We start from the raw sequence: 25,523 nt of genomic DNA on the forward strand, positions 1-25,523 counted from the left end.
GGAACGGTTAGGAGCTATTGCAGGCTCCTTGCGTTTAATTACGCCTCAAAGCTAATTCTTGCTGTTTTCGCTGGTTTTCCTGGAGCCGTTCCGGGAGGGTGAGGAGGATAAGCAGCATCACCGGGAAAAGCAGGCTGGTGGCGGCCGCCACAACGCCGGAGTCGTTCGCCGCCAGCGCCACCAGCGACCCGATCAGACTGCCGCGCAGGCAGGCCGCCAGCAGGGGGCGCTCTTTCATTAACCGGGGTTGCAGGCGGTAAGGGCCTAGGAAAAGGCTGGCCAGGACCAAGAGCAGCATCAGAAGGACCCTGCTCCAAAGGGAATAACGCAGAAGCTTCAGGTTCATGGCCAGCTTGCGCACGATGATGGCCCCGAGGCTCTGGGTTCCAGAGCGAGTGGCCGCCTCCAAGGCCTGTCCCATGTGGGAGGTGGTCGCTGCCAGGCGCCAATCGGCAAAAGCGAAGAGGCCCAGGATGGCGACGCCGGTTAAGACGGCGCCGGCGACGGCGGGCGCGCGCAGCTGGCGCCGGTTGAGCCCCAGGTAAGCGGCCGCCGCCCCGCTCACCCAGGCCAGCGTGCCCCCGGCATTGCTGCCGAGCTGGCTGGCGGCCAAGAGCCAAGCTCCAATTAAGAGCAGCACGACCAAGAGCCGTCCTACCACCCGGGCACCTACGTCAAAACGATCGCAAAGGTAAGCGGCCAGGCTTAACGCAGCCCCTAGAAACACCCCCATGTATTCATTGCCGAGGCCGTAATAGCGGGCGCCGCTGATGAAGCAGTAGCCGAGCAGCGAAGCGGCGGCCAGGTTTTGCCCGGCCAGGAGATCGCCTACCAAAACGAGCAGGGTACAGGCAGCGCTCAGCATCAAGGCCGCGGCCGCCGATGCGCTTGCCCGGCGCCAAACAGCGACCAGGAGCGCCGTTAAGACGGCGGTGGCGGCCAGGGTCAGCGCCGGAGGCAAGGGCGGCAGGGCCGCCAGGAGGAGAAAGGTAAGGGGTACCGTAGCCCCCCCCAGGATAAAGAGTTCGAGCCACCGGGTCCCCAAGGGTGTCCGGCGCCAGAAGGCCAGGAGGGTTAGAGCCAGTGTGACAATCAGGTACCCGATATAGATCCGAAGGATGAGGGGACGTTGCTGGAAATTGCCCACCGCCCGTTCTTCTAAAGCAGACAGGTAAGCCAGGGAATCGCGGGCGGGTACAGCGCGCAGGGGCCGGCCGAGGACGGCCGGCGACGGCGTAAGGTCAAAAAAAGTTAGGACGGTGGCGGCAACATCAATATTGGCCGCCAGCCCTAAACGGCGGGTGGTGGCCGAGGTGAGGAGACCCGCCGGTGCGTCCGGCCTAAGGAGGGCTATCGGGGTAAGGCGCTGCCCTTGAGCCCACTCTTGGGGACCGGGGGCTGGAACCAGCAGCAGCACAGGGACCTTGGCGTCGAGGACAGCAGGGAGAAAGCGGTCCAGGAAGCCATCCAGATGCGCCAGGGCCTGGCGGCGCAGACCGGCGCCCGCTTCCGGCAGGGCCAGGGGCGCGTATTGTTCTGCCCGGTGAAGGTCAGACCATTCCACCGCCACAAGGTCTGCGTCCGGCCAAACCTTGCGTGTCTCGCGGATAACAGCATCGGTATCCAACCAGGCGCCGAAGGGACCGCTGGGATCACGTTTGAAAAGTGCGGTGCCGGTGTAACCGTACGGGACGTGGCCCCCGGCGTCCATAAGGAAATTCACCAGCGGCCGTTGGCGGCTGTTGGTGTCTGCGTTCCCGATAATGGCGACCCTGCGGCCTGCTGCCCGCAAGGCCTGCCCGAGGGCGCCCAGGTTCACGTCATAGCCCAGATCGGCGTTGACCGCCCGCAGGATGCCGATGCCGAGCTGGACGACGCCGTGCTCTACTGCCCGGCCGCTGCGCCGGGCAAAGATCTCGGCGGCGCTGCCTGGTTCTTCCGGAGAGGTCTCGCCTACCATGAGGCCGGGCTGGTTGTCGGCGGCACGGGAGCGCGTCCCTGCCCCCAGCGTAAGATAGGCGCTTTCTAAGCTGGGCGGACCGGCAACATTGGTATTCATAAGACCCCAGGCGGTGCTGTGCGCAAACTTAAACAAGGCCGGGAGGTCCTCGGGGTTGACATCGACAAGCCTCAGATTATCGACGCACAGGATAACGAGCCGTGGTGGTGCGGCGGCGTACGTGGGCGCGGTGTAACAAGGCGGCAGAGCACAGGAAAAGACCAGCGCCAGGGCTGCTGCCGAGCTCGCTCTCAGGACACGGTGCTGTAACATGCCCACTGGGCCTCCTCGTAAACCTTGAGCGTCGCCGCCACCATGGTCCCGGCGGCGAAGTGCCGGCGTGAACGGGCAGCACCTGCTCGCCCTAAGCGGCGCGCCAGCACTGGGTCATCGATGACGAGCCGTATGGCCTGGGCCAGTTCGAGCGGCCGCCGAGGTGGAACGAGGAGCCCGGTTTCCCCATGCACAACTACTTCCGGTATACCCCCCACCCTGGTACTTATCACCGGCCGGCCCCAGGCCATGGCCTCCAGGTTGGCCACGCCCATGCCTTCGCTTACGGGGGCGGTGGCAAAAAGGTAGGCTCCTGGAAAGAGCCGGCCCGGATCGGGCACAAAACCGAGGAACTGGACCTTCCCCGTCACCCCCAGTGTCTGCGCCAGGCGTTCCAAGCGCGGCCGCTCCGGGCCATCCCCTGCGACCAGGAGGCGCAGGTACGGATGGGTGGCTTTCAAGCTGGCCAAGGCGTGCAGCAGATACGCCGTGCCCTTCTCCGGAACCAACCGGCTGATGGTCAGGATGACTGCCTCGTCTGGCGTGCGGAGCAGGTTGTAGGCGGGCACTTGCTCGAGTTCGATGCCGTTGGGAATGACCACAATCCTTTCTGGGGGTACTCCACAGTAGCCGAGCCGGGTGGCCAGCGCCCGGGAAACGGCGATCACCCGCTCTGGCCCGCCCCCCAACCAGGCTGCACGCCAGGCAAGCTGTGCGGCGAAACCAAGCGGGAGGTTATGTACGGTGTAAACCCAAGGTGTTGAGCGGGCGCTTCTTGTCCCCACCAGCGGCCGGAGCACGGCGGCCAGGGCCCCTTGCGCATGCACTATGTCCGGGCGGAGCCGGCCGACGATTGCCGTCAGCGCCTCTGCCGCCTGCAGGAGCTTGGCCGGATGCACCGCCAGCGGCAAAGGGAAATAGTCGTCCCCTTCGCTGGCGAAGGCAGCGTCAGGCGCGGCGATGTGGACCTGGTGTCCCTCTTTTTTCAATCCCCGGGCCAGGAGGCGTACATGCGTGGCAATACCGCCCTGGCAGGGCCGCACCACGAGCAAGACGCGCACACCCCTCCCTCCCCTTCCCGCTGTCGGGCAGTACTTGCCCGCTCTTATAATTAACGTGCGCGGGCGTTCGGGCGATTATGCGCCTTCCCGGTGTCGGCTATAGCAGTGTAAGATCAAAATCGCGTACGAGGGGGCGGCTAGCCCCCGTCCTCATAGACAGCGCCCATGCCGGGCGCACTAAAAAAACAGCCCTGAAGGCTGTTCGCCGGCGAAAATAAATGGTCGGAGTAAGCGGATTTGAACCGCTGGCCTCTTGCACCCCAAGCAAGCGCTCTACCAAGCTGAGCTATACCCCGACCTGCATCACCTATTATACACTCTTTGGCCGGAAAAAACAAGACCTGGGGGGCTGTTTCTTACCTTTGCCGATTTCAAGCCGTGCACAGGCGCAGCTGCGGTAGCGTTTCGGCGCCCTGCCACGCTGGTTTGGTGGAAACGAAACGTGCTCTGATGCCATGGCGGGCAAAGGCGTTTACCATGGCGGCGCCGATTTCCGGGAGGTGATCCTGGGCAAAGGCGATAATGGAGGGGCCGGAGCCGCTCAATGCCACACCCAGGGCTCCTGCTTCACGGGCACCGGCGAAAACCTCCTCCATCCCCGGGATCAAGGGTGAACGGTAGGGCTGGTGGAGACGATCCTCCAGGGCGAAGGCCAGGGCGCTGAGGTTGTTGGTGAGAAGGCTCGCGGTAAGAAGTGCGGTACGGCCGAGATTAAAGACGGCATCGCGGCGCGGCAGAAGGTCCGGCAGAACGCGGCGGGCTTCTTGCGTAGAGAGCTTCAGCTCCGGGATGGCGACCACCAGCCGCAGCGATTCCGGAAGGCGTGTCTTGAGATAATGGTTTTTGCCTTCGGGCCCGGCACAGGAAATCACCAGCCCTCCCAGGAGGGCGGCGCTGACATTATCCGGGTGTCCCTCCAGCTCGCAGGCCAGGTCAAGCAGCTCCTCTGGACTGAACGGCACAGGCAGCAGCTCCTGCGCGGCGAGGAGCCCCCCGACGATGGCGGCGGCGCTGCTCCCCAGGCCCCGGGCCAGGGGTATGTTGTTCACCAACCGCAAATGGAGCTCAGGTGGGAGAAGTGAGCGCCGGCGGAAGGCGTAGGCGAGCGCTTGGTAAACCAGGTTGTCTTCGCCGCGCGGCAGCTCCTCGGCCCCTTCGCCCTGAACAGCAATGCTCGGGCGACCTGTTCCGCCGCCCACCGTAACTTCGATGTAGTTGTAAAGCTCCAGGGCCAGCCCCAGCGCATCGAAGCCGGGACCGAGATTGGCTGTGCTGGCGGGTATTCGTACACAAAACACCTTCGTCACCCCCCGATGAGCTGGCTCACCGCTTCTAAAGTGGCGGGAACCACCTGCGGCGCCGGGCTCTGTTTTACCGCCAGTTCAGGGTCCTTCAGGCCGTGGCCGGTGAGCACGCAGACGATCTTCTCATGCCCCTGCACCAGCCCTTGGCGGGCCCGCTGCAGCACTCCGGCTACCCCGGCTGCGGAAGCCGGCTCGACGAAGATACCTTCTTCCCGGGCTAAAAGCCGGTAAGCTGTGAGGATCTCCTCATCGGTTACCGCGGCAATGCTACCGCCGGATTCGGCGGCGGCGCGCACGGCTTTCTCCCAGCTGGCCGGGTTCCCGATCTTAATGGCCGTGGCCACCGTCTGCGGGTCGGGTACAACGCGCCCTTGTACAATGGGTGCCGCACCGGCAGCTTCGAACCCCCAGAGACGGGGCAGCGTCCCAATTCTCCCGGCCGCATAGTAGGCCTGGAAGCCTAACCAGTAAGCGGTAATGTTGCCGGCGTTGCCCACCGGCAGGGCGAGAATGTCGGGCGCCCCCCCAAGCTGGTCACACACTTCGAAAGCCGCCGTCTTCTGGCCTTCCAGGCGCATGGGATTGAGCGAATTGACCAAGGTAATCGGGTAGCGGGCGGTGAGTTCCCGCACCAAAGCGAGGGCCTGGTCAAAGTTGCCCTGGACGGCTATCACCTGAGCACCGTAGAAGAGGGCTTGGGCCAGTTTTCCCAGGGCAATGGCTTTTTCCGGCAGCAACACCCAGCACTTGAGACCGGCCCGCGCCGCGTAAGCGGCGGCGGATGCGGACGTATTGCCGGTGGAAGCGCACATGACGGCCGTCGACCCTGCTTCCACCGCTTTGCTCACCGCCAGCGTCATCCCGCGGTCTTTGAAAGATCCCGTGGGGTTGAGTCCCTCGTACTTGGCATAGACCTCAGCTCCCACCCGTTTCGAGAGGCGGGAAAGAAAGATGAGGGGCGTGTTGCCTTCATTCAAGGTTACGCGCGGGGTGGCCTCCGTAACGGGTAAAAACGCCGCAAAATGTTCAATTACTCCCTGCCACATTTCAGGCCTCTCCTTCCACTGCAAGTGGTTGGTGTATCGCCAGGGTTTCCGGGAACGCCTTCAGAGCGGCGACGGCGCCGGCAAACTGGCGCGTCGCCGCCGGGTGCGTTACCAACACAACCTCGGCCCCGTGCTCGGTTAAACGCTTTTGGATTACCGCCGCCAGGCTCACTTTTTCCTGCCCGAAGGCGGCGGCGACCTTGGCGAGCACCCCGGGCTCGTCGGCCAGCTCCAGTCGCAGGAAGTAACGTATTTTTACCTGACCGGCCGGGTAAAAGGGCTTGTGATGAAAACAGGTGCAACCGTTGCGACCTCTTACGCCCTGCCTGATATTGTGAGCCACCTCGATCAGGTCGCCGCAAACGGCGCTGGCAGTGGGAAGGCGGCCGGCCCCGTGGCCGTGGAACATCACCTCGCCGACGGCATTACCCCGGACCACAATGGCGTTCAGCACCCCGCTTACGCTCGCCAGCGGGTGGTGCTCCGGCACAAGCGCAGGCTGGACGCGTACGTCCAGGGCCCCGTCCAGTTCCTGCGCCACCGCCAGGAGCTTAACCTTGTAGCCTAACTCATGGGCATACGCCAGATCGAGCGGCGAGAGCCGCTCAATACCGGTGCGGGCGACATCGTCTTCGGTAACCCGGGCGCCAAAGGCTATGGAGGCCAGGATGGCTATCTTGCGGGCTGCGTCCAGGCCCGAGACATCGGCGTACGGATCAGCTTCGGCGTAACCCTGGCGCTGGGCCTCGGCCAGGGCCTCCTCGTACGAATGCCCGTTTTCCATTCGGGTCAGGATGTAGTTTGTCGTTCCATTAACGATGCCGTACACCTTCTCGATGGTGTTGCCGGCCAGGCAGTCCTTGAGCGGGCGGATAATGGGAATGCCTCCACCCACGCTGGCCTCGAAGTAAAGGTCGACCCCGTTTTCCTTAGCGGCGGCAAAGAGTTCCTTGCCGTGCTTGGCCAAGAGCTCTTTGTTGGCCGTGACCACGTGTTTTTGGGCCCGGAGGGCGGCCAGTATGTAGCTTAGGGCCGGCTCTTCCCCACCCAACACCTCCACCACCACGTCGATCTCTGGATCCGCCAGGATGCTCTCGGGATCGGTGGTAAGGGGTGGGCACTCACCGACATTCCGGGGGCGCGCCAAGTCGCGCACCAGGGCCTTCTTAACAACCATGGGCATCCCGGCGCGTTCGGCGATGTGCTTCCCATTGCGGCTGATGAGTTCCGCCACTCCCGAGCCAACCGTTCCCAAGCCGAGCAGTCCAATGGCCAGCCTGTCTTTCACGGCTTCTCCCTCGCTTTCTTCAGCTTTGCCCGATGATTTCCACCTTGCGCACCCCGTCCAGGCGGCTCAAGGCCTGAAGGAGGCTTTCCATGTCCTCGCTCATTCCCTGCGTCTCGATGGAGATCGAAACGTCGGCCACCCCTTGGAGCGGTATGCCTTGATTGATGGTGAGGATGTTGCCTTGGCTTTGCGCTATGCGGGTGAGGATTTGGGAAAGGACGCCCGGCTTATGCTCGAGCAGAAGGTAAATGGTAACGATTCTTCCCCGGCTTAAATCGTAGAAAGGGAAGATGTAATTGCGATACTTGTAGTAGGCAGCCCGGCTTAAACCGACGCGCTGTACAGCCTCGTTTACGGTGCTGCAGACACCGCGCTTGAGGAGGTCCTTGGCTTGAATGGTCTTGTGCAGTACCTCCGGCAAAGCTTCTTCCCGCACCAGGTAAAAGTTTGCTTCTTCCTTCCCCATGTTTTCACCCTTTCGTCTGTACCCAGTAAACATACCTCCATGTATGGTAGACATTATAGCACAGAGAAAGCCCCCTTGACAAGGGGGTAAAAAAAGCCGGTCAGATGACCGACTTGCCTTACAGGATTATGCAGATGAGGCCGCCGCTTCCCTCGTTGACGATGCGTTCCAGGGTTTCTTTCAGCTTTTGTTGCGCGTCCTCGGGCATGTGATAGAGCTTGCTCTGGATGCTTTCCTTCACCAGTTCATGCAGGGATTTGCCGAAGAGATTGGTTTCCCAGAGCTTTTGGGGATTGTCTTCGAATTCATCGAGGAGGAACTGGGCCAGCTCTTCGGATTGCTTCTCGCTGCCGATGATGGGTGCCACCTCAGCCTTAATGTCGGTGCGAATCATGTGAATGGATGGGGCGCTGGCCCGTAGACGGATGCCGAAACGCGAGCCGCTCTTCATTACCTCGGGTTCTTCCAGCACCATCTCGTCCAGGCGCGGTGGGACGATGCCGTAACCGACCCGTTCCACCTCGTGCAGGGCGTCGGCCACCTTGTCGTATTCCTTCTTGGCCACGGTGTATTCCTTGAGAATCCGAACCAGTTCTTGGGCGCTCTTGAGCGAGCGTCCGGCGATTTCCTCCAGCACCTGGTAGAACAGCGGCTGGGGGGCGGTGAGCTGCATGGTGGTTAGACCGTGGCCGAGATCCAGGTTGACCAGCAGGGCCTGCTCGACAAATTCTTCGTTTTGGAGAGAGCTTACGGCCTGGTCCACGTCCCGGACTTTCTTGATGCCCTCGACGGTGGTGCGCACGCATTCCTCGAACCGGGACCGCAGCCAGTGCTGCCCGTCGAGTTCCATCAGCCAGGCGGGCAGGTGGACGTTGACCTCCTGCACCGGGAACTCGTAGAGGATTTCCTCGAGAATGGCATAGATATCGGGCAGGTTCATTTTCATGACGTTGAGCGGCAGCACCGGCACACCATACTTTTGAGCCAGGTCACCGGCCAGCCGCTGGGTGTCTTCCTGCTCCGGGTGCAGGGAATTGAGCACCACCACAAACGGTTTGCCGATTTCCTTAAGCTCCGCGACCACGCGCTCCTCCGCTGCTTCGTAGTTATCGCGCGGGATGTCCACGATGGATCCATCGGTGGCGATGACCAGCCCGATGGTGGCGTGCTCGGAGATGACTTTGCGTGTACCTACCTCTGCCGCCTGCTCGAAGGGGATTTCTTCCTCGAACCAAGGGGTACGCACCATGCGAGGCCCTTCTGCTTCTTCGTAGCCTAAGGCGCCGTCGACGGTGTAGCCGACACAGTCCACCAAGCGGACCCGGAACTTGATGTTTTCCCGGAGGGTTACTTCCACGGCCTCTTCCGGGATAAACTTGGGTTCAGTGGTGGTGATGGTGCGTCCGGCTCCACTTTGTGGCAGTTCATCAAGCGCCCGTTCCCGTTCCGGCCCCTCTTTCATGTACGGTAAGACCAAAAGCTCCATGAAGCGCTTGATAAATGTGGACTTGCCGGTGCGCACAGGCCCCATGGTTCCGATGTAAATGTCGCCCCCTGTGCGCTCAACTATGTCCTTAAAGAGGTCGAACTTCTCCACCCTTCATCCCTCCCCTACCACATATTACTTATGCCGGCACTGGCTTAGAACAGAACGTGCTCCTTAACACTACATGTATATGAAGGGAACCGAGCTAGTAAGACAAAAAAATGAGCGCTTGGGCGCTCATTTTCGCTCCCTCCGGACCGCAACCACCTGGATCGGGGTGCCGGTGTACGGGTAGGCTTCACGAATTCGGTTTTCGACCCGCCGCAAATAAGAAAAGTGCACCGCCTCCGGATCGCCGGCCACCAGCGCAAAGCGCGGCGGGCGGATGCCTGTCTGTTTCAACTCGTGCAGGCGGGTGCTGCGGCCGTGAACCTGGGGAGGCGGCGAAAAGGCCAAGAGGTCGGCCAGGAGCGCCGCCAGGTTGGCGCTCGGCAGGACGTGATTTTGTGCGGTCTTAACCTCGAGGATGGTTTCCAGGAGTCGGTTTACGTGGCGGCCGGTCAAAGCGGAAAGGAAAAGCAGCGGGGCGTAGAGGCAGAAGGAGAGCCTTGCCCGCAGAACCTCCGTGTACTCCTTGAGGGCCGGCGGCGACAGCTTCATCAGGTCCCATTTGTTCACAACGACGATCAGGCCACGACCGGCCTCGTGGGCATAGCCGGCAATGCGTTGATCCTGTTCCCGCACCCCTTCCGGGCCGTCCAGCACCAGGACTGCGATGTGGGCGTCGGCGATGGCCCGGCGGGTGCGCAGCGCGCTGTAGTGTTCGGCAGCCTCCCTGACCCGCGCCCCGCGCCGCAGGCCTGCGGTGTCGACCAGGACGAGCGCTTGGCCTTGAAAAGAAAACGGGGTGTCCACGGCATCACGCGTTGTTCCCGGCACTGGGCTCACCACCACGCGCTCCGCCCCGAGGATGGCGTTCACCAAGGAGGATTTCCCCACGTTAGGGCGCCCGATGATCGCCACGCGCAGGGCCTCCGTCTCCTGCGGGGCCGTGCCTTTGTCTGGAAGCAGCGCCACGATCTTATCCAGGAGGTCGCCTGTGTTCAACCCGTTCAGGGCCGACAGGGGAAAGGGGTCGCCCAGGCCGAGGCGGTAGAACTCCAAAGCGCGCCCTTCCTGCTTAACGTTATCGACTTTGTTCACGGCCACCAGCACCGGCTTGTTGCTGCGCCGCAGCAGGTCGGCCACCTCGCTGTCGGCCGGGGTTAAACCGCTCTTGCCGTCCACCAGGAAAACAATGAGATCGGCTTCCGCGATAGCCAGCCGGGCCTGCTTCTCCACGGCGTGGGCCAGGCCCTCGCTGGCCGCCGGTTGGAGGCCACCGGTATCTATGAGGATGAATTCGCGGCCCGCCCACTCACAGGTGCTGTGCAGGCGGTCCCGGGTAATCCCTGGTTCGTCCTTGACAATGGCCAGGCGACGGCCGAGGAGGCGGTTAAAGAGGGTTGACTTGCCGACATTGGGGCGGCCGACGATCGCTACTTTCGGTTTTGTGCCGTCCACGCTATGCACCTCCGCCTACCAGTTCAGACCACACTTCGTGCGGCCAGAGCGCCACCTTAAGCTCGCAGCCGAGGCGCTCCCTGAGGTCAGCCATACTCCAGCCGTCGAGGGTAAGGCCTGCGTGGGAAAACATGGCGCGGGGCAGGAACACAGGGCCGGGCGGCCGGGCATTGCTGACCTGTTTCACCACGTCTGCGGCCGTCAGAAGCCCGGCCACGCGGACGCTGGGGCCCCAAAACGAATTGGGCACGGTCAGGACGCGGGCTTCCCAGCCGGGAAAGGAGTTCCACCAGGCAGCCAGCTTTTTCAGCGTGCCGGCGGCGGCGGTACCGGTGACCAGGGTAAAGGCGGCCGGGGTAGCGGGCGGCGGGGCCGTCAGGCCGGCCAGGTCGTCCAGAAAGCGTCGCACCAGTCCTACCCCGTTTTCCAGCTGCGGGTAGCCGTCGTAATGGCTGGCAGGAGGTACCTCCCGCGCGGCTAGGAGGTAGAATTCGTCCGCTAAATAGAGAAAGCTGTTCCCCAGGGCGGCGCGGAAGGCGGCCGTCTTTTTCTCCGCCCAGGTGACCAGGCGTCGGGCCTCCTCCGGCGTGTACGGTTTCAACTCCGTAAGACCCGCGCGGTACCGGGTCAGCCCCACCGGTACGGCCGCCACTGAAGCGACGGCCGGCCAGAGCCGGGCCAGCTCCTCCACGGTATGCTCCAGCTCCAGGCCATCATTGAGCCCGGGACAAAGCACCAGTTGGCAGTGCATCTCGATCCCGGCGGCGGCCAGGGTCGCGAGTTGGGAGCGGATGTCGCCGGCCCGCGGGTTGCGCAGCAGCTGCCGGCGTAGCGCAGGATCGAGAGTGTGCACGGAGATGTACAGGGGGCTCAGGTGCTCCGCCACAATCCGTTCCAGGTCGGCCTTCGAAAGGTTGGTCAGCGTCACAAAATTACCCTGCAGAACGGATAGCCGCCAGTCGTCATCCTTCACGTAGAGGGAAGGGCGCAGGCCGCGCGGCATCTGGTCGACAAAACAAAACCGGCAGTGATTCCGGCAACGCCGGATGCCGTCCGCCGTGGCCTGGGTAAAACTTATGCCGAGTTCCTCCCCCCAGTCCTTTTCTATCTCCAGGATTTCTTCTGTGCCGTCTTTTTTCCCCACCGTAAGTTCGAGGGCAGCACCGGCACAAGCGTAGGTGAAGTCAATCAGATCACGCACCGGTTTGCCGTTCGCCGCCAGCACCCGGTCGCCGGGCTCGACACCCAGCTCCGCGGCGATGCTGCCCGGCGCGACAGCAGCCACTTCTAAGCCGCTCAACATCTGCCTCACGCCTTTATTATTCCTTCAGAACGATTCATGGTTTATTATCCTATACGCTGCCAAGCGGCGTCAAGACCGGCTTTGCTTCGAACGGCCGTCACGCAGCGGGCCAGGCAGGGCAGGGAACGGCGCATCCCGTAGGCGGCAAGCCAGCGCCCGGGGAAGCTAAGACCCAGCCGCCGGGAGAGAAACCCGCCCAGGCGCGTCCAGAAAGTGAGACAGGTCTCGGTCGGCACGAAAAGGAACTCTTCTTCCCGGCGGCCGCATTCCTCCCAGGCGCTGCGCAGCGCGCGCTCCACCAGCGCGTGCGCCGGGCCGTGCCCCAGGATAAAGACCTCATTGCCGGCGCTGTCGTGCCCGACGCTCAGGGGCCGGCCGAAATCCCGTGCCGTTGCTTGGTCAAAGTAGGGTAGCGCCATAATCTCGGCGGAAGACGGATTGGTGTTCTTGAGCCAGCCGAGGTGAAGCGCGGCGGCTACCACGGAAGAGTGGGCGCGTCCATAGCAACAGTAGAAGATCAGCATAGTGCGCCCTGTACACCCCGGACCAGCGCCGTGAGTTTGGGAAGGGCAAGCAGAGTTCCTTTCGCTACCAGAGGACGGCCCAGGCTCACCCAGCCCAGGCGCCGGGAGAGGAAGCCACCGAGGCGCATCAGCCAGTTTACCGCCGGCAGGGTATCCACAAAAAGAACTCCTTCTTGCCGGCCGGCCAGCTGAAAGACAGCGCGTATGGTGCGTTCCAGGATGGCCGCCGCCCGGGCCCGTCCCAGAATGAAGATCTTGTGGCCGTGGGCATCGGTACCGTAGAAGAACAATCTCCCCTGCTGGCGGCCGGTGTGCTGATCAAAATACGGCAGCGCCAGGAGGGCGGCGGCACTGGGGGCGGGCAGCGGCAGCCGGCCGAGGTGAATGGCTGCGGCCACCACCGAAGAGTGGGCGCCTCCATAGCAGTGATAGATAATAACCAGAAGCATCCCTTCTTCAGTCAATGTGGAGGGCGGGCCTCAGTGATGGCTTAAGAAGTAGGTGCCGTTTTCCAGGTCGTGGACCATGGCGTTCAGAATACGGCTCAAGTAAAGGGCGATGCGTTCCCGGTCGGCCGGATCGGCGGCGTAAAAAATCGGTACCCCCCCGCCCCCGACCGTCTCAGGGCTGGTGGTGACAATGGCGACGATGTCGTTGATGAACTGGGTTTGCACGCTCTAACCCTCCGTTAGAGACCGGCTTAATCACTGGCCTCCCGCCCCACCTGCGTTCGCAGCGGGCGGCGGATGGCGCTCTCCAGCACAGGAACCTTCCTCACGGCCTGAACGGCCAGCTCTTTATCCGGCTCTACCGGAAGAATAAAAAGGGCGGCCCGGCCGGTGGCCGTGTTCAGGCGGCAGAGCGGGGTAAACTCCGGTTCGGCAAAGTCCTTGCGCACCCCCAGCAGGGTGGCCACCTCGTGGGTGATGGCCTGGCGCTGGCCAAGGTTGGCCAAGGTTGCCCGGGCGTCATCGTTTCGGGGCTCGATGACAACGCCCACCCCCAGCGTCTCCATGAGGTGGCGTGAGTCCTTCAGGCCCACGTTCATAATGAGGATGTCGTCGACGAAAAGGTTGGAGCCACGAAAATTGACTTTGCCCAGGCGCACAACCGCAACATCCTTAAGGGTCGGCCCCTTACGGAAGTGCGCCAGAGTCAGGCCGAGCAGTACCCCGCCTGTTACCCCGAGACCCGGGTGAAACCAGAGGGTAAGCGAGCTCGTCACCAGAGCAACAAACATCACCAGGTAATTACGACCCTCGAACACGCGGGCGATACCTTCAATGTAATCGGGGCCGCGTGGCACCAGTTCCGTTTCGTCGAGGTGCTCCAGGGTGTTGCGCTCCAGGTTACGGATATCTCGGAACTGCTGGGCGGCCAGGGCCAGAAAAGTTACGGCCGTGTACTCCCGGGCCAGGAGGGCGGGAATGGCCACGGCGCCGAGAAAGGCGGCGATGAAACCGAGAGAAAGGTGGGCGATCAGGCCGTGCGGGTAGCTGGGATACTGCCGGTAGTCAATCCGAAGCATGTAGAAGCGAAAGAGAAAGCCCAGGGCCAGGCCCAGGGCAATGGCCTCTTTATGCGCCAGCATGGCTACTTCCTTTTTCGCCCGAGCAGGCCGCTGAATTCTCCGCCGGCAAAACGCCCTAACTTGCGCTTGAGCTCGCTCCAGCTTCCGGTGCTCAAGTAGAGGTACGCTGCTCCGCCCAGGATAAGAAGCAGCAGGGTCCAGCCGAGAGCCGACCAGGAACCGGTGCGCTGGTTGACCGGCCCGGGCTGCCTGCGGGCGGGCGTACCTGCCACGCCGATGGCGCGGGGAACGCTGTCCGCGAAGAGGGCTATCCCCCGTTCGGCGGCGCCACGGGTGTTTTCGTGGGTCCCTGCCTCAATCAAGAGAGCGCGGTCGAACAGATCCTGGTTATAAGTGCCCCGGGCCAGAAAAATGCCCTTGATAAGGCCGGGATTCGCCTTGTCGTTGATCTCCTTCAACTGTTTAGCGAAGTTCAGGTTAGCTTTGATTTTGGGATTTTCACGTCCCACCACCAAAGTGACCTTGGTTACATCTTCTCCTTTTACCTGGGCCACGTACTGCTCGCGCGGCACGGCGTCGCGGTGCACGTCGAAAAGAGCGGCTGGATTCCGCCGCAGGAGCTGGGCCGCCGTGCGGCGGGAGCGGGTGTAGGCCATGGCATCGTGGGGATCGTGCGGAGTGGTGTTGTGGATCACGTTCAGGCCCAACCGGCGCAGAGTGGCTGCCATCGCGTTGCCCACCTTAAAGATGCCGCCGTTGGCGTAGATGCTGGCGGACCCGTCCGAGGGCACGTAGGATTCGTCGCTGTGCGTATGGTAAAGAGCCACTGTTTTTCCACGCACGGCGCTGGCGGGCCGGGCTGCAGCGGAAAGGATGCTGGCGAGCCAGGAGGACGAAGACGGTGCTTGTTCCACCGCCAAGCTGGCCTTGCCCAGGTATTCGCAAAAAGCATTGTCTTTGTCGACCCGGGTGACGCGGTAGTGGCTGTTGTCTTCCGCAATGAACTCATCCCCTGCGGATACCTGAAGCGCCGTCTGGAAAATGACCTTGCCGGCGGGATCCAAAAAGGAAAAATAACCATCCGCCCGCTCGTTGTATGCCCCCGCGGGTGCACTGACAGTGAGCAACGCCCCGAGGGCCAGCACCAGTGCCAAGAGGTTACGTCTAGTCATGCCCTTTATCCCCCTTCGAGTTCTCGTTGACGTCGGCCTGGTTTCCCAGGGAGCTCGTGAACTCGACGTGGCGCAACCGGTGTTCGCGTGCCTCTTCTTCCGACCCGCCGCCCAGCTTTTCTCTGGTTTCGCCGATGACTTCCGCTAAAAGGACGGCGAGGAGGCCGGAGAGAACCACGGTATCATAAGCACCAGCGCCGCCGATGGAAGTACGCCCGGGGGTGCGCGTTGCCAGAAGCTGGATGAAGTAAGCCAAGTCGGCCAGGATAACCCCAACCGTGGCGGCGATAAAGGCTCCGCGGCGTGACCGCCCGGCCAGGTAACCGACGATACCGGCGATCAGGGCGTAGACGTACATTGGGTCGAGCAGCATGGTGCCTGGTTCGGCCGGCAGCAGACGGCCGGCTGCGTAGACGCCGGCAGCTGTAACCAAGGTGGCGAGGGCGGCATGCAGCCATTCCCGGCGGGTGCCGGCGCGGCTCAGGATATAGCCGGCCAGAACAAGCGGCACCAGCCCGCCGCCCACATTGAGCACGAGCTGCGTGGGCCGCCGCCACAGGGTGATGTTAACGTAGGCGCCGACGATCATCAGGGCAAGAAAAACAAGCGCTTGCTTGTCGGTCAGGTGCAGGCGGTCTAATACCCGTTGCGCCAGGCCGAAGTAGACCAGCACCGTGACCACAATGAGGGCGATAAGGCCAGTCGGCACAGGAAACACCTCGCTTCCCAGAAATCGGGCAAGGCTAGATTGCCCCTACCGCGGTGGTCTTATGCAGCAAGGAAAGCGGCACTCTTTGTCAGAGTGCCGCTTTCCTTGGTTGCGTTTGGCTTCAGCCTCGTGCCCGCTTCCGGTAGGCGGTAAGGCGGCGCTGGACGATAAAGTTCCAGGTTTCGCCAGTGAAAATGAGGGGCTTATGCCTTAGCTCCGCCAGGTCGCGCGCCCCTGCGAGCACCAGGCTCATGCGAAGTTCCCGTTTCCACCTTTCGACCAGCCGGATCCCGGCCTTTACCCCTCCGGTAAGCACCGCCGTGAGCAGTGGTCCTGCTACTCCACAGATCCGGGCACCCAAGGCCAGCGCCTTGGCCATGTCCAGCCCGCTGCGCAGGCCGCCCGAGGCGCACACCTCAGCTCCGGGGCAGGTTCCTACCACGTCCAAGAGGCTCCAGGCGGTAGGCAGTCCCCAATCGAGGAAAGGAGAACCCCGACCCCGGCGGCGCTTTTCTTCAATGCGCACAAAATTGGTCCCGCCTTTCCCGCCCACGTCCAGCGCTTTCACCCCGAGGGCCAGCAACCTTTGGGCGCTGGCGCCGGATAACCCGCAACCGACCTCTTTGGCGATAACGGGTACCGGCAGGTGGGAGGCAACGGCCGCGACAGCCTCGCTCCAATAAAAGGCGCGTTCCCCTTCGGCCATGCTGAGTTCCTGCGCAGCGTTCAGGTGCAGCTGCAGTCCCTGGGCCTCTACCATTTCAACAGCGCGCAGCGCTTCGTCTGGAGTGCTGCCGGCTCCCAGGTTGGCAAAGATGACACCGCGCGGGTTTACCCGCCGGACAACGGTAAACGTATACGTGAGCTTCGGGTCGCGCAGGGCGATGCGCTGGGAGCCAACCGCCATGGGCAGCCCCGTGGCCTTGGCTACCTGGGCCAAGCGGGCGTTGATCCGGGCCGCTTCCCCCGTACCGCCGGTCAGGGCGTTGATGAGCAGCGGGAAGGGAAAACGCAGGCCTAAGAAGGTGGTGCTGAGGTCTACCGCTCGGCTGTCCAGGTCGGGGACAGCCTCCGGCCGCAGCAAAACGTCCCCAAACCCGGTCCGCCCGGGCCCGTCAGCCAACTCGACCGCCCAACGGATGTGTTCGTTCTTGCGCTGGGAACGCTGTGTTTCACTCGATCTTTTCATCCGTATCAGCGTCAGCGGAAGGCTCTGCTGCAGCTGCTTCCGGGGCAGGGTGTTCTTCCGCCGGAGCCAGCGGCTGAAGTTCCGGGGGGACCTGCTTGATGCTCAGGCTGATCCGTCGCTTGTCCTCGTTGATGTCAAGCACCTTCACCTTCACCCGCTGGCCGATTTGCACGACCTCGCTGGGGTGTCCGACGTGCCGCGGCGCCAGCTGAGAAATGTGCACCAGCCCTTCGATACCGTCGGCCAGCTTAACAAAGGCGCCGAAGTTGAGGATGTTGGTCACTACGCCCTCGTGAACCGTCCCCACGGGGAAGCTCTGCCGGATTTCGGTCCAGGGATCGGGCTTGACCTGCTTGAGCCCCAGGGAGATCCGCCCGCGCTCCCGGTCCAGGCGGAGTACCTTTACATCCACCTCATCGCCTTCATGAACTACCTCCGAAGGGTGCCGGACGCGGGACCAGGACAGCTCGGAGATGTGCACCAAGCCCTCAGCTCCGCCCAGATCGACAAAGGCTCCGAAATCCGTAAGCTTGGTAACCCGGCCGTGGCGGACCTGGCCTTCTTCGAGTTCGGCCCAGAGGGCTTCTCGCTTGGCGGCCCGCTCGGCTTCCAAGACCGTACGGTGCGAGAGGATAACCCGCCGCCGCTGCGGTTCGATTTCGATGATCTTGGCCTTCAGGGTTTGACCGACGTAGTGCGACAAATCGGCCTCATAGCGCAGCCCCACCTGCGAAGCTGGCATGAAGGCACGCAGTCCAACAAAGACGATGAGACCGCCTTTGACTACTTCCAGAACCTGCCCTTCGACGGGTTCGCCGTTTTCGTAGTGCCGTTTGAGCTCCTCCCAGGCCTCCTCCTGGTCGGCGCGGCGCTTAGAAAGGATGAGATTATTGCCCTCTGCATCCACCTTAACTACCACGACTTTGACTTCTTGGCCCAGCTGGACCACTTCTTCCGGCGAAGCATAGGGCTTATCACTCAGTTCGGCAGGAGGAATAACGCCTTCCGATTTATAGGCGACATCGACCAGCACCCCGTCGTTGTCGACGCGCACCACCTTACCGGTGACTACCTGGCCTTCCTGGAGGGACAGGAACGACTTGGCGTAGAGATCTTCAACGCTTTCACCGGTCTTGGTGGTTGCCGTTTCGTCCGCCGGGGACTGTTCGGTGTTTTGCGCATCTGGCTGGTTCGTGGCCTCGGTCGCCGGTGCTTCCTGGCTCTCTACCTTCTCTACTCCTTCCGCCAGCTTTTGTTCCGCTCGGTACTCTTCGCTCATTCTGCCGCAGACCTCCTCAATGATTTCCTCCGGTGCCGAGGCACCCGCGGTGACCCCTACCGAGTCTTTGCCAGCCAGCCACTCAGGTCGAAGCTCGCCCGCGCTGTTGACCAGGTACGTGGGCACGCCTTCCGCCTGGCACACCTCAACCAGACGGCGGGTGTTGGCACTTTGGTGACTACCTACCACTATCATCACGTCTACCTGCCGCGCGAGCTCGCGGGCGGCGGCTTGACGTTCTGTGGTCGCGAAACACAGGGTATCATAAAGCGTCACTTCTGCCCCGCGCTGCCGCAGGGCGGCCGCTATGGCCTGGACGTGCGCCAGGGTGACGGTTGTTTGGGCGACCAAAGCCACGCGTGCGGGTACGGCCGGCAGCTCTTCTACTTCCTTGACCGAATTGATCACCGTAACGGGTCCCCCGGCCCAGGCCAGTATACCTCTGACTTCTGGGTGTTCCTTCTCACCGACCAAAAAGACGTTTTCACCGGCCGCAAGCAGTTCCTGCGCCAGCCGCTGCACCTTTTTTACCCGGGGGCAGGTGCCGTCGTAGATGCGAAAACCCCTGGCGACGGCCGCTTTTATATCCGCTGGACCGACCCCGTGCGCGCGGATAATAAGCGCCCCCGTCACCTCAGCCTCGCTTAAATCGGCAATCGGTCGCACGCCCGCGCGCGCCAGGGCCGCCACCACGCTTTCGTTATGAACCAGCGGGCCCCAGGAGTAAACCCGGCCCTCCCGGCCCAGCGCCTGGCGCGCCAGGTTGATGGCGGCACGTACGCCGGGACAGAATCCGCTGGGGTTTGCGCGAATAACCTGCACGGCCATCTTCCTTTTCGATGAATCACCCCTAATATGGGGCAGAAGTTAAAGTCATATTCGCGACCGGGCGAGGGAATTCCTGCCCCCTGGAGGCGGATTTCGAAAAAAGAAAGCCCCCGGCTGCCGGGGGCGCTGAAAGCTAAACTCGGGCAGGAACGAAACTGCGACCGCGCTCGATAGCCCGCCGGTTGAGCGGGAGGAGATCCTTGTGATGCGCCGGCAGTTTCTTCTCCAAAGTCTTCAGCAATCCTTCGAAGGTCACCACCTGCGTCGCTTCCACCACAGCCCCCAGGGCCACCATATTGGCCACCCGGGCGCTGCCCAGTTCATTGGCCGTGGCCGTAGCGGGGACCTTGACCACGGTGATATCCGTACGCTGGGGTTCGCGGTTGATCATGGAACTGTTCATGACCAGAATGCCACCCGGCTTTACGTTTTGCTCGAATTTGTCCAGCGAAGGCAGATTCATCGCAACCACGCAGCTGGGACGTGTCACCACCGGTGAACCGATGTCCCGGTCCGAGACAATCACCGTGCAGTTGGCTGTGCCACCGCGCATCTCCGGCCCGTAGGAGGGGATCCAGGATACCTTCTTGCCTTCATAAAGAGCGGCATAAGCAATGAGCTGCCCCATGAGGAGAACGCCCTGCCCGCCGAATCCGGCAAAAATGAACTCCTGCTGCACTTATTTCACCTCCTCGGGTACTTTAAACTCGCCCAGGGGGAAATACGGGATCATGTTCTCTTCCAGCCACGCCAGTGCTTTCGCCGGTGGCAGCCCCCAGTTGGTAGGACAGGCGGAGAGAACTTCCACCATGGCAAAGCCGTTCTGGTTTACCTGAACCTCAAAGGCCCGCTTGATAGCCCGCTTGGCCTGCTGGATGTGCACAGGGGAGTTCACGGCCACACGGGCGATGAATTTCGGCGCCTCCAAGGTCGCCAAGAGCTCTGCCATACGGATGGGGTAACCGCACAGTTTGACGTCCCGGCCGTAGGGTGACGTGGTGGTTTTTTGGCCGGCCAGGGTGGTCGGAGCCATCTGGCCGCCCGTCATGCCGTAGATGGCGTTATTGACGTAGACCACGGTGATGCCTTCGCCACGGTTGGCGGCGTGGACAATCTCGGCGGTACCGATGGAAGCCAGGTCGCCATCCCCTTGGTAGGTGAACACCACGCGGTCCGGCAGGGCGCGTTTAATGCCTGTGGCTACCGCCGGTGCCCGCCCGTGGGCGGCTTCCTGGAAATCCACGTTAAAGTAATTGTAAGCGAGCACCGAGCAACCTACGGGTGCTACCCCGATGGTGCGTTCGGCGATTCCGAGCTCGTCGATGGTCTCGGCCACCAGGCGATGGATGATGCCGTGCGTGCAGCCGGGGCAGTAGTGGGTGTTCACATCGGCCAGAGCTTGTGGACGGGTGAATACCGCCTTCATGCCTCACACCTCCCGCTTGCCGCCTTTTCAATTTCGGTGAGGACTTCTTCCGGGGTAGGGACGACGCCGCCCGAGCGGCCGTAGAAATAGACCGGGCGCTTGTCGTTTACAACCAGGCGCACGTCTTCCACCATCTGCCCCCAGTTCATCTCCACGCTCAGGAAGCTCTTCGCGGTATCCACCAGCTTCGCCAGGGCCGCACTGGGATAAGGCCACAGGGTGATGGGGCGGAAGAGACCCGCCTTAATCCCTTTTTCCCGGGCCGCTTCAACGGCGCTCCGGGCGATGCGGGCTACGGTGCCGAAAGCGACCACCACTACGTCGGCATCTTTAGTCAGGTATTCCTCGCTGCGGGCTTCCTCGCGCGCTGCTTGGGCGTACTTCTCCTGCAGGTGACGGTTGTGCGCCTCCAGGCGTTCCGGCTGCAGCTCAAGGGAGTTGATGATGTTCTTCGGCCTGTCCTTGGTCCAGCCGGTGGTCGCCCAGGGTTTAGGTGGGAGCTCTCGCCTGCCTTCCGGTGGGAAGACGACCGGCTCCATCATTTGACCGAGCAGTCCATCGCCCATGATCATAACCGGGTTGCGGTACTTGTCCGCCAGGTCAAACGCCAGCAAGGTGAGGTCGACAACCTCCTGGACTGAGGCGGGAGCCAGCACCAGCAGCCGGTAATCGCCGTGTCCGCCGCCCTTGGTGGCCTGGAAGTAGTCGGATTGGGACGGCTGAATGCTTCCCAAACCCGGCCCCCCACGCGACATGTTGACCACCACGCAGGGCAGTTCCGCCCCCGCGATGTAAGAAAGGCCTTCCTGCTTCAGGCTGATGCCCGGGCTGGAGGACGATGTCATCACCCGCGCCCCGGCTCCGGCCGCGCCGTAGACCATATTGATGGCGGCGACTTCCGACTCGGCCTGCAGGAAGACACCGCCCACCTGCGGCATGCGTTTGGCCAGGTACTCAGGAAGTTCGCTCTGCGGCGTTATCGGGTAGGCGAAGTAGAGCCGGCATCCGGCCTGGATAGCTGCCTCTCCCAGGGCTTCGTTGCCTTTCATCAGCAGCTTTTCAGTCACAGTTCTCCCCTCCTCTTGTACTATTCCCGGTAGACTTCAATGACGCAGTCCGGGCACATGCGCGCGCAGAGCGCGCAGCCGGTGCACTTGTCGGGATCGGTTGAGGTGGCGGGGTGGTAACCCAGCTTGTTGATCCTGTCGCCCAGCGCCAAGATCTTGTTCGGGCACACAGTGGTGCACAGTCCACACCCCTTGCAGCGATCTTCATTGAACACAACTTTGCCTCGGGCCAATTCTCTCCCCTCCTCTTTGCTACTTGGGGTTCTGCCGTTTTTCTTGCGCGGCCATAGCCGCGCGGCGATCACGGGTGACAACTTGGGTCTGCAACCACGGCGGTAAAAGAAAAATCTGGAGCGGAAAAAGGGGCACGGTAAGCTCCCCAACCTGTGCAGCGAGGTCTGCACGGACGGCGAGGGCTGCCACGGGGAGGTTAAGGTTCCGCGCTGCTTCTTCGACCCGGGCCAGGCCGACGCGGATGATTTCCGCCGTAGTTTCCGCCCCCAGGTTGGGGTTGGCGACCAGGCCGGTAACGGTAAGATGGGTTGCCCGCTCGATGGTGTGCACCATGTTGGCTATGCCGTCTGCATCCCGGGTAAAGGGCCGGCAGGTGTTTACCACCAGGAGCAGGGCGTGTGGAAGGCTCTTCAGTTGGTCACTGAACTGCCCCAAAGCTGTGGCTCCGGCATCATCTCCTCCCACGTCCAGCACTACAATAAGTTCAGGATCGGCCAATGCCGCCCGGACACGCGGGCTGATAACAGGTAGATCAGCCTGCGCCAGCTCACCCAAGGGTGCGATTACTTCAATCCCCTGAGCGGTAAGTTCGGCCGCGGTATCCCGGGAGCGGAAATAGGGACTGACGATATCCAAATCGGCCAAGGCTACGCGGCGGCCCTTTGCGGCCGCCCGGTGGGCGTAGTTTAACGCCAGCTCTGTTTTGCCGCTGCCGAAGGCGCCGGCGAAGATGGCGATCCGCTTGCTGAAGTCCATTCTTCCTTCACATCCTTAACCCAGACTAGGCGTAAACCTTGGCCTCTTCCTCCCCAACCAGAACACGCCACGCTCCCAGCGCCAGTGCCTCAAGTTCGCCTTCCCCGGGATAAATGAGAACTGGAGCGAGAAAGGCTACCCGTTCCTTAATCCAACCGGTCAAAAGTTCCGAGTTGGCCAGGCCGCCCGTGAGCACCACAGCATCGACTTCTCCGGAGAAAACTGCGCCCAGAGCGGCAATTCCCTTGGCCACTTGATAAGCCATGGCCTGGAAAACAAGCTTGGCGTGGGCGTCGCCCGCCTGGATGCGCTTCTCGACCTCCTGGGCGTCAGTGGTACCCAGGTGGGCCATCAGCCCGCCGCAGCCGGTGATTTTGCGCCGGACCTGCGCCTCGGTGAACCGGCCGCTGAAGCAAAGGTGCACCAAAGCGCCGGCCGGCAGGGTGCCGCTGCGCTCCGGCGACATGGGGCCCTCACCGTCCAGCGCGTTGTTTACGTCCACCACCCGGCCCTTGCGGTGCGCCCCAATGGAGATCCCTCCACCCAGGTGCGCCACAACCAGGTTCACCTCCTGGTAGGATCGCCCCAGCGCCTTGGCGGCGCGGCGGGCCACCGCCTTTTGGTTGAGGGCGTGGAATTTGCTTTCCCGCGGGAGTTCCGGCAGGCCGGAAAGGCGGGCGACGTCGTCCAGCTCGTCAACCACCACCGGATCCACGACAAAGGCCGGGATACCGCCTGCCGCCTGCGCCAGTTCGGAGGCGAGCAAGGGGCCGAGGTTGGCGGCGTGTTCCCCGCGCTCGGCCGCCCGCAGGTCGTCGAGCATCGCCTGGTTCACCAGGTAGGTTCCGCCGGAGAGGGGTTTAGTCAGGCCGCCGCGCCCCACCACCGCTGCCAGCGAGGAAAGCGGTGTGTCTTTGCCGGCCAGAAAACGCAGCACGGCTTCTTTCCGGAAGGCATGCTGCTCCAGGACCGTCCGGTAGCCGGCAAGCTCTGCCGGGTTGTGCGCTAGCGTCTCCGTGAAAAGGGCCTGCCTGTCTTCGTACAGCCCCAGCTTCGTCGATGTGGAGCCGGGATTGATCGCCAGGATCCGCATAGGTTATACCTCCTTAACCTTCTACGGTTAGGAGAAATTCTTTGTGGTTAAGCCCATGCAAGTACTGTGCCAAAAAAAGAACGGCCGTTTGGCGCCTCCCGACCGGCCGCGTCTGCATTAACCTGCTTGTTTGCAGCATTTTGCAGGCAGTATACTGCAAGGCACTTCACTGCTCCAAGCCGTACTTTTCGAGCTTGTAATAGAGCGTTCGGGGTGATACTCCCAACAAGCGCGCAGCTTCGGTTTTATTGCCCCGGGTATACTCCAGGCAGCGGTGCAGGGCGTCCTTTTCCACTTCAGTGGTAAGTTTGCTCAGGGTTTGACCGGGCGTCCAGCCGGGCGCCAGGCTGGCCCAGAGGCGGCGTGGAACGGTGCTGACATTGCCCAGCGGCGGCAGGTGGTGAGCTTGGATGATGGTCTCATTAAACCGCATATTGATCATGGCCCGTCCGATGATATTCTCTAACTCCCGCACGTTTCCCGGCCAATCGTAGGCCACCAGGGTCGACAGGGCTTGGGGCGACACCCGCTCCACCGCACGGCCGAACTGCTGGTTGAACTTGCGCAGCAGGTGGGTCACCAAAAGGGGAATGTCGTCTTTGCGGTAGCGCAGCGGCGGAATAAAAACCGGCACCACGTTGAGCCGGTAGTAGAGGTCCTCCCGGAAACGCCCTTCCTGCACCGCCTGCTCCAGGTTGACGTTGGTGGCCGCAATGACGCGGGCGGAAACGGGTACCGGGGTGTTTCCTCCCACCCGAATGATTTCTTTCTCCTGGAGCACCCGCAGCAGCTTGGCCTGCAGGGCCGGGCTTATCTCGCCGATTTCGTCGAGGAAGATGGTACCTCCCTCGGCCTCCTCAAAGTAACCCTTCTTCCCGTGCCGCCGGGCGCCGGTAAAAGCGCCTTCCTCGTAGCCGAACAGCTCGCTTTCGAGCAGCGATTCGGCAATGGCGGTACAGTTGACGCGAATAAACTGCCCCCGCCGCCAGCGGCTGGCACTGTGGATCGCATGGGCAAAGAGTTCCTTACCCGTGCCGCTTTCACCGCGCAGCAGAATGGTCGCCGGTAGGTCGGCCGCGCGCTGCGCCTGCTCAATTGCGGCCCTGAGTTCCGGGCTTTGGCCGACGATGTCTTCGAAGGTATATTTCGCTTCCAGGTGGCGGATGCGTTGCCTGGCCCGTGCCAGTTCCTCCGTCAACCGTTTGATTTCGGACACATCATGGATTACCCCCACGCTCCCACGCAGCCGTCCTTCAACGATAAGCGGCGCCACGTCGACGATTACCTCTTTACGCTGGGGCCCCACCTTGAGCATGGCGCCGCGCACCGGCTTTTTGGTGGCCAGCACCTGCATGTGAATGCTCTCTCCCTCGGCGATATCAACCGTGGCCGGTTTTCCCAAAACGTCTTTTTCCACCAGCCCGGTTAGCCGCGTGTAGGCGGGGTTGACGAGAATCCCCTTACCGTGTTCGTCCACCACGGAGATTGCGTCCTGCGTGGCATGGATAATCGCTTCCAGCATCAACTGCGCCTGGACCAGGTCGTTGATTTCGCTGCGGAGCCGTGAAACGAGAAGGAGAAAGCCGGGGATCGCCTCGGGACCCAGTATGGTCACCCCTTGCACTTTGGCCGCCTCGACGGCAGACCGGGCTGCCGAGGTGCCACAAAGGATGACATCCAGCCCCTGTAAAGAAGCCAGTTCGGTCAGGGAGATTTCGCGCAGCTCCCGGGCCTCATCCCCGTAGTGTGAAGCGGCTCCAGTTTCCAGCTTCACGTCGGCGAGCAGGCGAAGGAAACCGCATTCCTTGATCCGCTCGATGATTGGCTGTGTTTTTTCTCCCAGCGCAGTTACGGCGACTCCAATCATCCTGGTACCCCCTGCCACCCGTTCTCTTCTTTAAGAAGAATTCGGCAGGAAAAAGCGGA

The 25,523-nt window shown here is 62.4% G+C and carries 24 protein-coding genes and 1 tRNA gene; all 25 read right to left on the minus strand.

Annotated features, from left to right (window positions below; genetic code table 11):
• Window positions 1-34: 34 nt before the first annotated feature.
• Entirely contained in the window at window positions 35-2,272 is a 2,238-nt protein-coding gene (locus tag K5554_RS09345; RefSeq protein WP_221038225.1) for a hypothetical protein, read from the minus strand.
• Window positions 2,251-3,333: a glycosyltransferase family 4 protein gene (locus tag K5554_RS09350; RefSeq protein WP_221038226.1), complete on the minus strand. Its 1,083-nt coding sequence runs from the start codon at window positions 3,331-3,333 to the stop codon at window positions 2,251-2,253. The genes K5554_RS09345 and K5554_RS09350 overlap by 22 nt, the downstream gene beginning before the upstream one ends.
• 219 nt (window positions 3,334-3,552) lie before the next feature.
• Window positions 3,553-3,629 (minus strand) — tRNA-Pro (locus K5554_RS09355).
• A 75-nt stretch (window positions 3,630-3,704) separates the two neighbouring features.
• Entirely contained in the window at window positions 3,705-4,631 is a 927-nt protein-coding gene (gene thrB / locus K5554_RS09360) for a homoserine kinase (protein WP_221038227.1), read from the minus strand.
• 5 nt (window positions 4,632-4,636) lie between these two features.
• On the minus strand, window positions 4,637-5,683 hold the full coding sequence (thrC, locus tag K5554_RS09365; protein ID WP_221038228.1) for a threonine synthase: 1,047 nt from the start codon (window positions 5,681-5,683) through the stop codon (window positions 4,637-4,639).
• 1 nt (window position 5,684) lies between these two features.
• Entirely contained in the window at window positions 5,685-6,971 is a 1,287-nt protein-coding gene (locus K5554_RS09370; protein WP_221038229.1) for a homoserine dehydrogenase, read from the minus strand.
• Window positions 6,972-6,990: 19 nt separating this feature from the next.
• The gene (locus K5554_RS09375) at window positions 6,991-7,437 is read right to left on the minus strand and encodes an ACT domain-containing protein (protein ID WP_221038230.1); all 447 of its coding nucleotides are present in this window, start codon (window positions 7,435-7,437) and stop codon (window positions 6,991-6,993) included.
• A 118-nt stretch (window positions 7,438-7,555) separates the two neighbouring features.
• Window positions 7,556-9,034, minus strand: a complete 1,479-nt coding sequence (spoIVA, locus tag K5554_RS09380; protein WP_221038231.1) for a stage IV sporulation protein A — start codon at window positions 9,032-9,034, stop codon at window positions 7,556-7,558.
• A 126-nt stretch (window positions 9,035-9,160) separates the two neighbouring features.
• On the minus strand, window positions 9,161-10,486 hold the full coding sequence (gene der / locus K5554_RS09385; protein ID WP_221038232.1) for a ribosome biogenesis GTPase Der: 1,326 nt from the start codon (window positions 10,484-10,486) through the stop codon (window positions 9,161-9,163).
• Between the two features lies 1 nt (window position 10,487).
• Complete coding sequence (locus tag K5554_RS09390) at window positions 10,488-11,789, minus strand: DUF512 domain-containing protein (protein ID WP_255565612.1); 1,302 nt, start codon at window positions 11,787-11,789, stop codon at window positions 10,488-10,490.
• Window positions 11,790-11,833: 44 nt separating this feature from the next.
• Window positions 11,834-12,313 carry a DUF3189 family protein gene (locus K5554_RS09395; protein ID WP_221038234.1) on the minus strand — a complete coding sequence of 160 codons (480 nt, stop codon included), beginning with the start codon at window positions 12,311-12,313 and terminating at the stop codon, window positions 11,834-11,836.
• Window positions 12,307-12,762 (minus strand): DUF3189 family protein, encoded by a 456-nt coding sequence (locus K5554_RS09400; RefSeq protein ID WP_221038235.1) that lies wholly within the window; start codon window positions 12,760-12,762, stop codon window positions 12,307-12,309. The genes K5554_RS09395 and K5554_RS09400 overlap by 7 nt, the downstream gene beginning before the upstream one ends.
• Before the next feature lie 30 nt (window positions 12,763-12,792).
• A complete protein-coding gene (locus K5554_RS09405; RefSeq protein ID WP_255565353.1) occupies window positions 12,793-12,987 on the minus strand; it encodes a hypothetical protein in 195 nt (64 codons plus the stop codon).
• A 26-nt stretch (window positions 12,988-13,013) separates the two neighbouring features.
• The gene (locus tag K5554_RS09410; protein ID WP_255565354.1) at window positions 13,014-13,904 is read right to left on the minus strand and encodes a YIEGIA family protein; all 891 of its coding nucleotides are present in this window, start codon (window positions 13,902-13,904) and stop codon (window positions 13,014-13,016) included.
• A 2-nt stretch (window positions 13,905-13,906) separates the two neighbouring features.
• The gene (gene spoIIP / locus K5554_RS09415) at window positions 13,907-15,016 is read right to left on the minus strand and encodes a stage II sporulation protein P (RefSeq protein ID WP_221038236.1); all 1,110 of its coding nucleotides are present in this window, start codon (window positions 15,014-15,016) and stop codon (window positions 13,907-13,909) included.
• Window positions 15,009-15,725: a DUF1614 domain-containing protein gene (locus tag K5554_RS09420; protein WP_221038237.1), complete on the minus strand. Its 717-nt coding sequence runs from the start codon at window positions 15,723-15,725 to the stop codon at window positions 15,009-15,011. Before K5554_RS09420 ends, spoIIP begins: the two co-directional genes overlap by 8 nt.
• Window positions 15,726-15,846: 121 nt before the next feature.
• The gene (gene fni, locus K5554_RS09425; RefSeq protein ID WP_255565356.1) at window positions 15,847-16,914 is read right to left on the minus strand and encodes a type 2 isopentenyl-diphosphate Delta-isomerase; all 1,068 of its coding nucleotides are present in this window, start codon (window positions 16,912-16,914) and stop codon (window positions 15,847-15,849) included.
• Window positions 16,898-19,015, minus strand: a complete 2,118-nt coding sequence (locus K5554_RS09430; RefSeq protein WP_221038239.1) for a bifunctional 4-hydroxy-3-methylbut-2-enyl diphosphate reductase/30S ribosomal protein S1 — start codon at window positions 19,013-19,015, stop codon at window positions 16,898-16,900. Before K5554_RS09430 ends, fni begins: the two co-directional genes overlap by 17 nt.
• Window positions 19,016-19,154: 139 nt before the next feature.
• Window positions 19,155-19,700, minus strand: a complete 546-nt coding sequence (locus K5554_RS09435) for a 2-oxoacid:acceptor oxidoreductase family protein (protein WP_221038240.1) — start codon at window positions 19,698-19,700, stop codon at window positions 19,155-19,157.
• A complete protein-coding gene (locus K5554_RS09440; protein WP_221038241.1) occupies window positions 19,701-20,447 on the minus strand; it encodes a thiamine pyrophosphate-dependent enzyme in 747 nt (248 codons plus the stop codon).
• Window positions 20,444-21,514, minus strand: coding sequence for a 3-methyl-2-oxobutanoate dehydrogenase subunit VorB (locus K5554_RS09445; protein WP_255565357.1), 1,071 nt, complete (start codon window positions 21,512-21,514; stop codon window positions 20,444-20,446). Before K5554_RS09445 ends, K5554_RS09440 begins: the two co-directional genes overlap by 4 nt.
• Window positions 21,515-21,534: 20 nt before the next feature.
• The gene (locus K5554_RS09450) at window positions 21,535-21,747 is read right to left on the minus strand and encodes a 4Fe-4S dicluster domain-containing protein (protein WP_221038242.1); all 213 of its coding nucleotides are present in this window, start codon (window positions 21,745-21,747) and stop codon (window positions 21,535-21,537) included.
• Window positions 21,748-21,766: 19 nt separating this feature from the next.
• Window positions 21,767-22,504 carry a hypothetical protein gene (locus K5554_RS09455; protein ID WP_221038243.1) on the minus strand — a complete coding sequence of 246 codons (738 nt, stop codon included), beginning with the start codon at window positions 22,502-22,504 and terminating at the stop codon, window positions 21,767-21,769.
• Between the two features lie 25 nt (window positions 22,505-22,529).
• Complete coding sequence (gene buk, locus K5554_RS09460) at window positions 22,530-23,597, minus strand: butyrate kinase (protein ID WP_221038244.1); 1,068 nt, start codon at window positions 23,595-23,597, stop codon at window positions 22,530-22,532.
• A 166-nt stretch (window positions 23,598-23,763) separates the two neighbouring features.
• Entirely contained in the window at window positions 23,764-25,464 is a 1,701-nt protein-coding gene (locus K5554_RS09465) for a sigma-54-dependent Fis family transcriptional regulator (protein ID WP_221038245.1), read from the minus strand.
• Between the last annotated feature and the right edge of the window lie 59 nt (window positions 25,465-25,523).

The sequence above is a fragment of the Gelria sp. Kuro-4 genome, assembly GCF_019668485.1.
Classification (GTDB): Bacteria; Bacillota; DTU030; order DUMP01; family DUMP01; genus DUMP01.

What these genes read in the sequence shown, in the direction of transcription:
- K5554_RS09345 (WP_221038225.1), bottom strand. Translation starts at nt 2,272, where the DNA reads ATGTTACAGCACCGTGTCCTGAGAGCGAGCTCGGCAGCAGCCCTGGCG.
- thrC (WP_221038228.1), bottom strand. Translation starts at nt 5,683, where the DNA reads ATGTGGCAGGGAGTAATTGAACATTTTGCGGCGTTTTTACCCGTTACG.
- K5554_RS09375 (WP_221038230.1), bottom strand. Translation starts at nt 7,437, where the DNA reads ATGGGGAAGGAAGAAGCAAACTTTTACCTGGTGCGGGAAGAAGCTTTG.
- K5554_RS09390 (WP_255565612.1), bottom strand. Translation starts at nt 11,789, where the DNA reads ATGTTGAGCGGCTTAGAAGTGGCTGCTGTCGCGCCGGGCAGCATCGCC.
- K5554_RS09395 (WP_221038234.1), bottom strand. Translation starts at nt 12,313, where the DNA reads ATGCTGATCTTCTACTGTTGCTATGGACGCGCCCACTCTTCCGTGGTA.
- K5554_RS09400 (WP_221038235.1), bottom strand. Translation starts at nt 12,762, where the DNA reads ATGCTTCTGGTTATTATCTATCACTGCTATGGAGGCGCCCACTCTTCG.
- K5554_RS09410 (WP_255565354.1), bottom strand. Translation starts at nt 13,904, where the DNA reads ATGCTGGCGCATAAAGAGGCCATTGCCCTGGGCCTGGCCCTGGGCTTT.
- spoIIP (WP_221038236.1), bottom strand. Translation starts at nt 15,016, where the DNA reads ATGACTAGACGTAACCTCTTGGCACTGGTGCTGGCCCTCGGGGCGTTG.
- fni (WP_255565356.1), bottom strand. Translation starts at nt 16,914, where the DNA reads ATGAAAAGATCGAGTGAAACACAGCGTTCCCAGCGCAAGAACGAACAC.
- K5554_RS09440 (WP_221038241.1), bottom strand. Translation starts at nt 20,447, where the DNA reads ATGAAGGCGGTATTCACCCGTCCACAAGCTCTGGCCGATGTGAACACC.
- K5554_RS09455 (WP_221038243.1), bottom strand. Translation starts at nt 22,504, where the DNA reads ATGGACTTCAGCAAGCGGATCGCCATCTTCGCCGGCGCCTTCGGCAGC.
- buk (WP_221038244.1), bottom strand. Translation starts at nt 23,597, where the DNA reads ATGCGGATCCTGGCGATCAATCCCGGCTCCACATCGACGAAGCTGGGG.
- K5554_RS09465 (WP_221038245.1), bottom strand. Translation starts at nt 25,464, where the DNA reads ATGATTGGAGTCGCCGTAACTGCGCTGGGAGAAAAAACACAGCCAATC.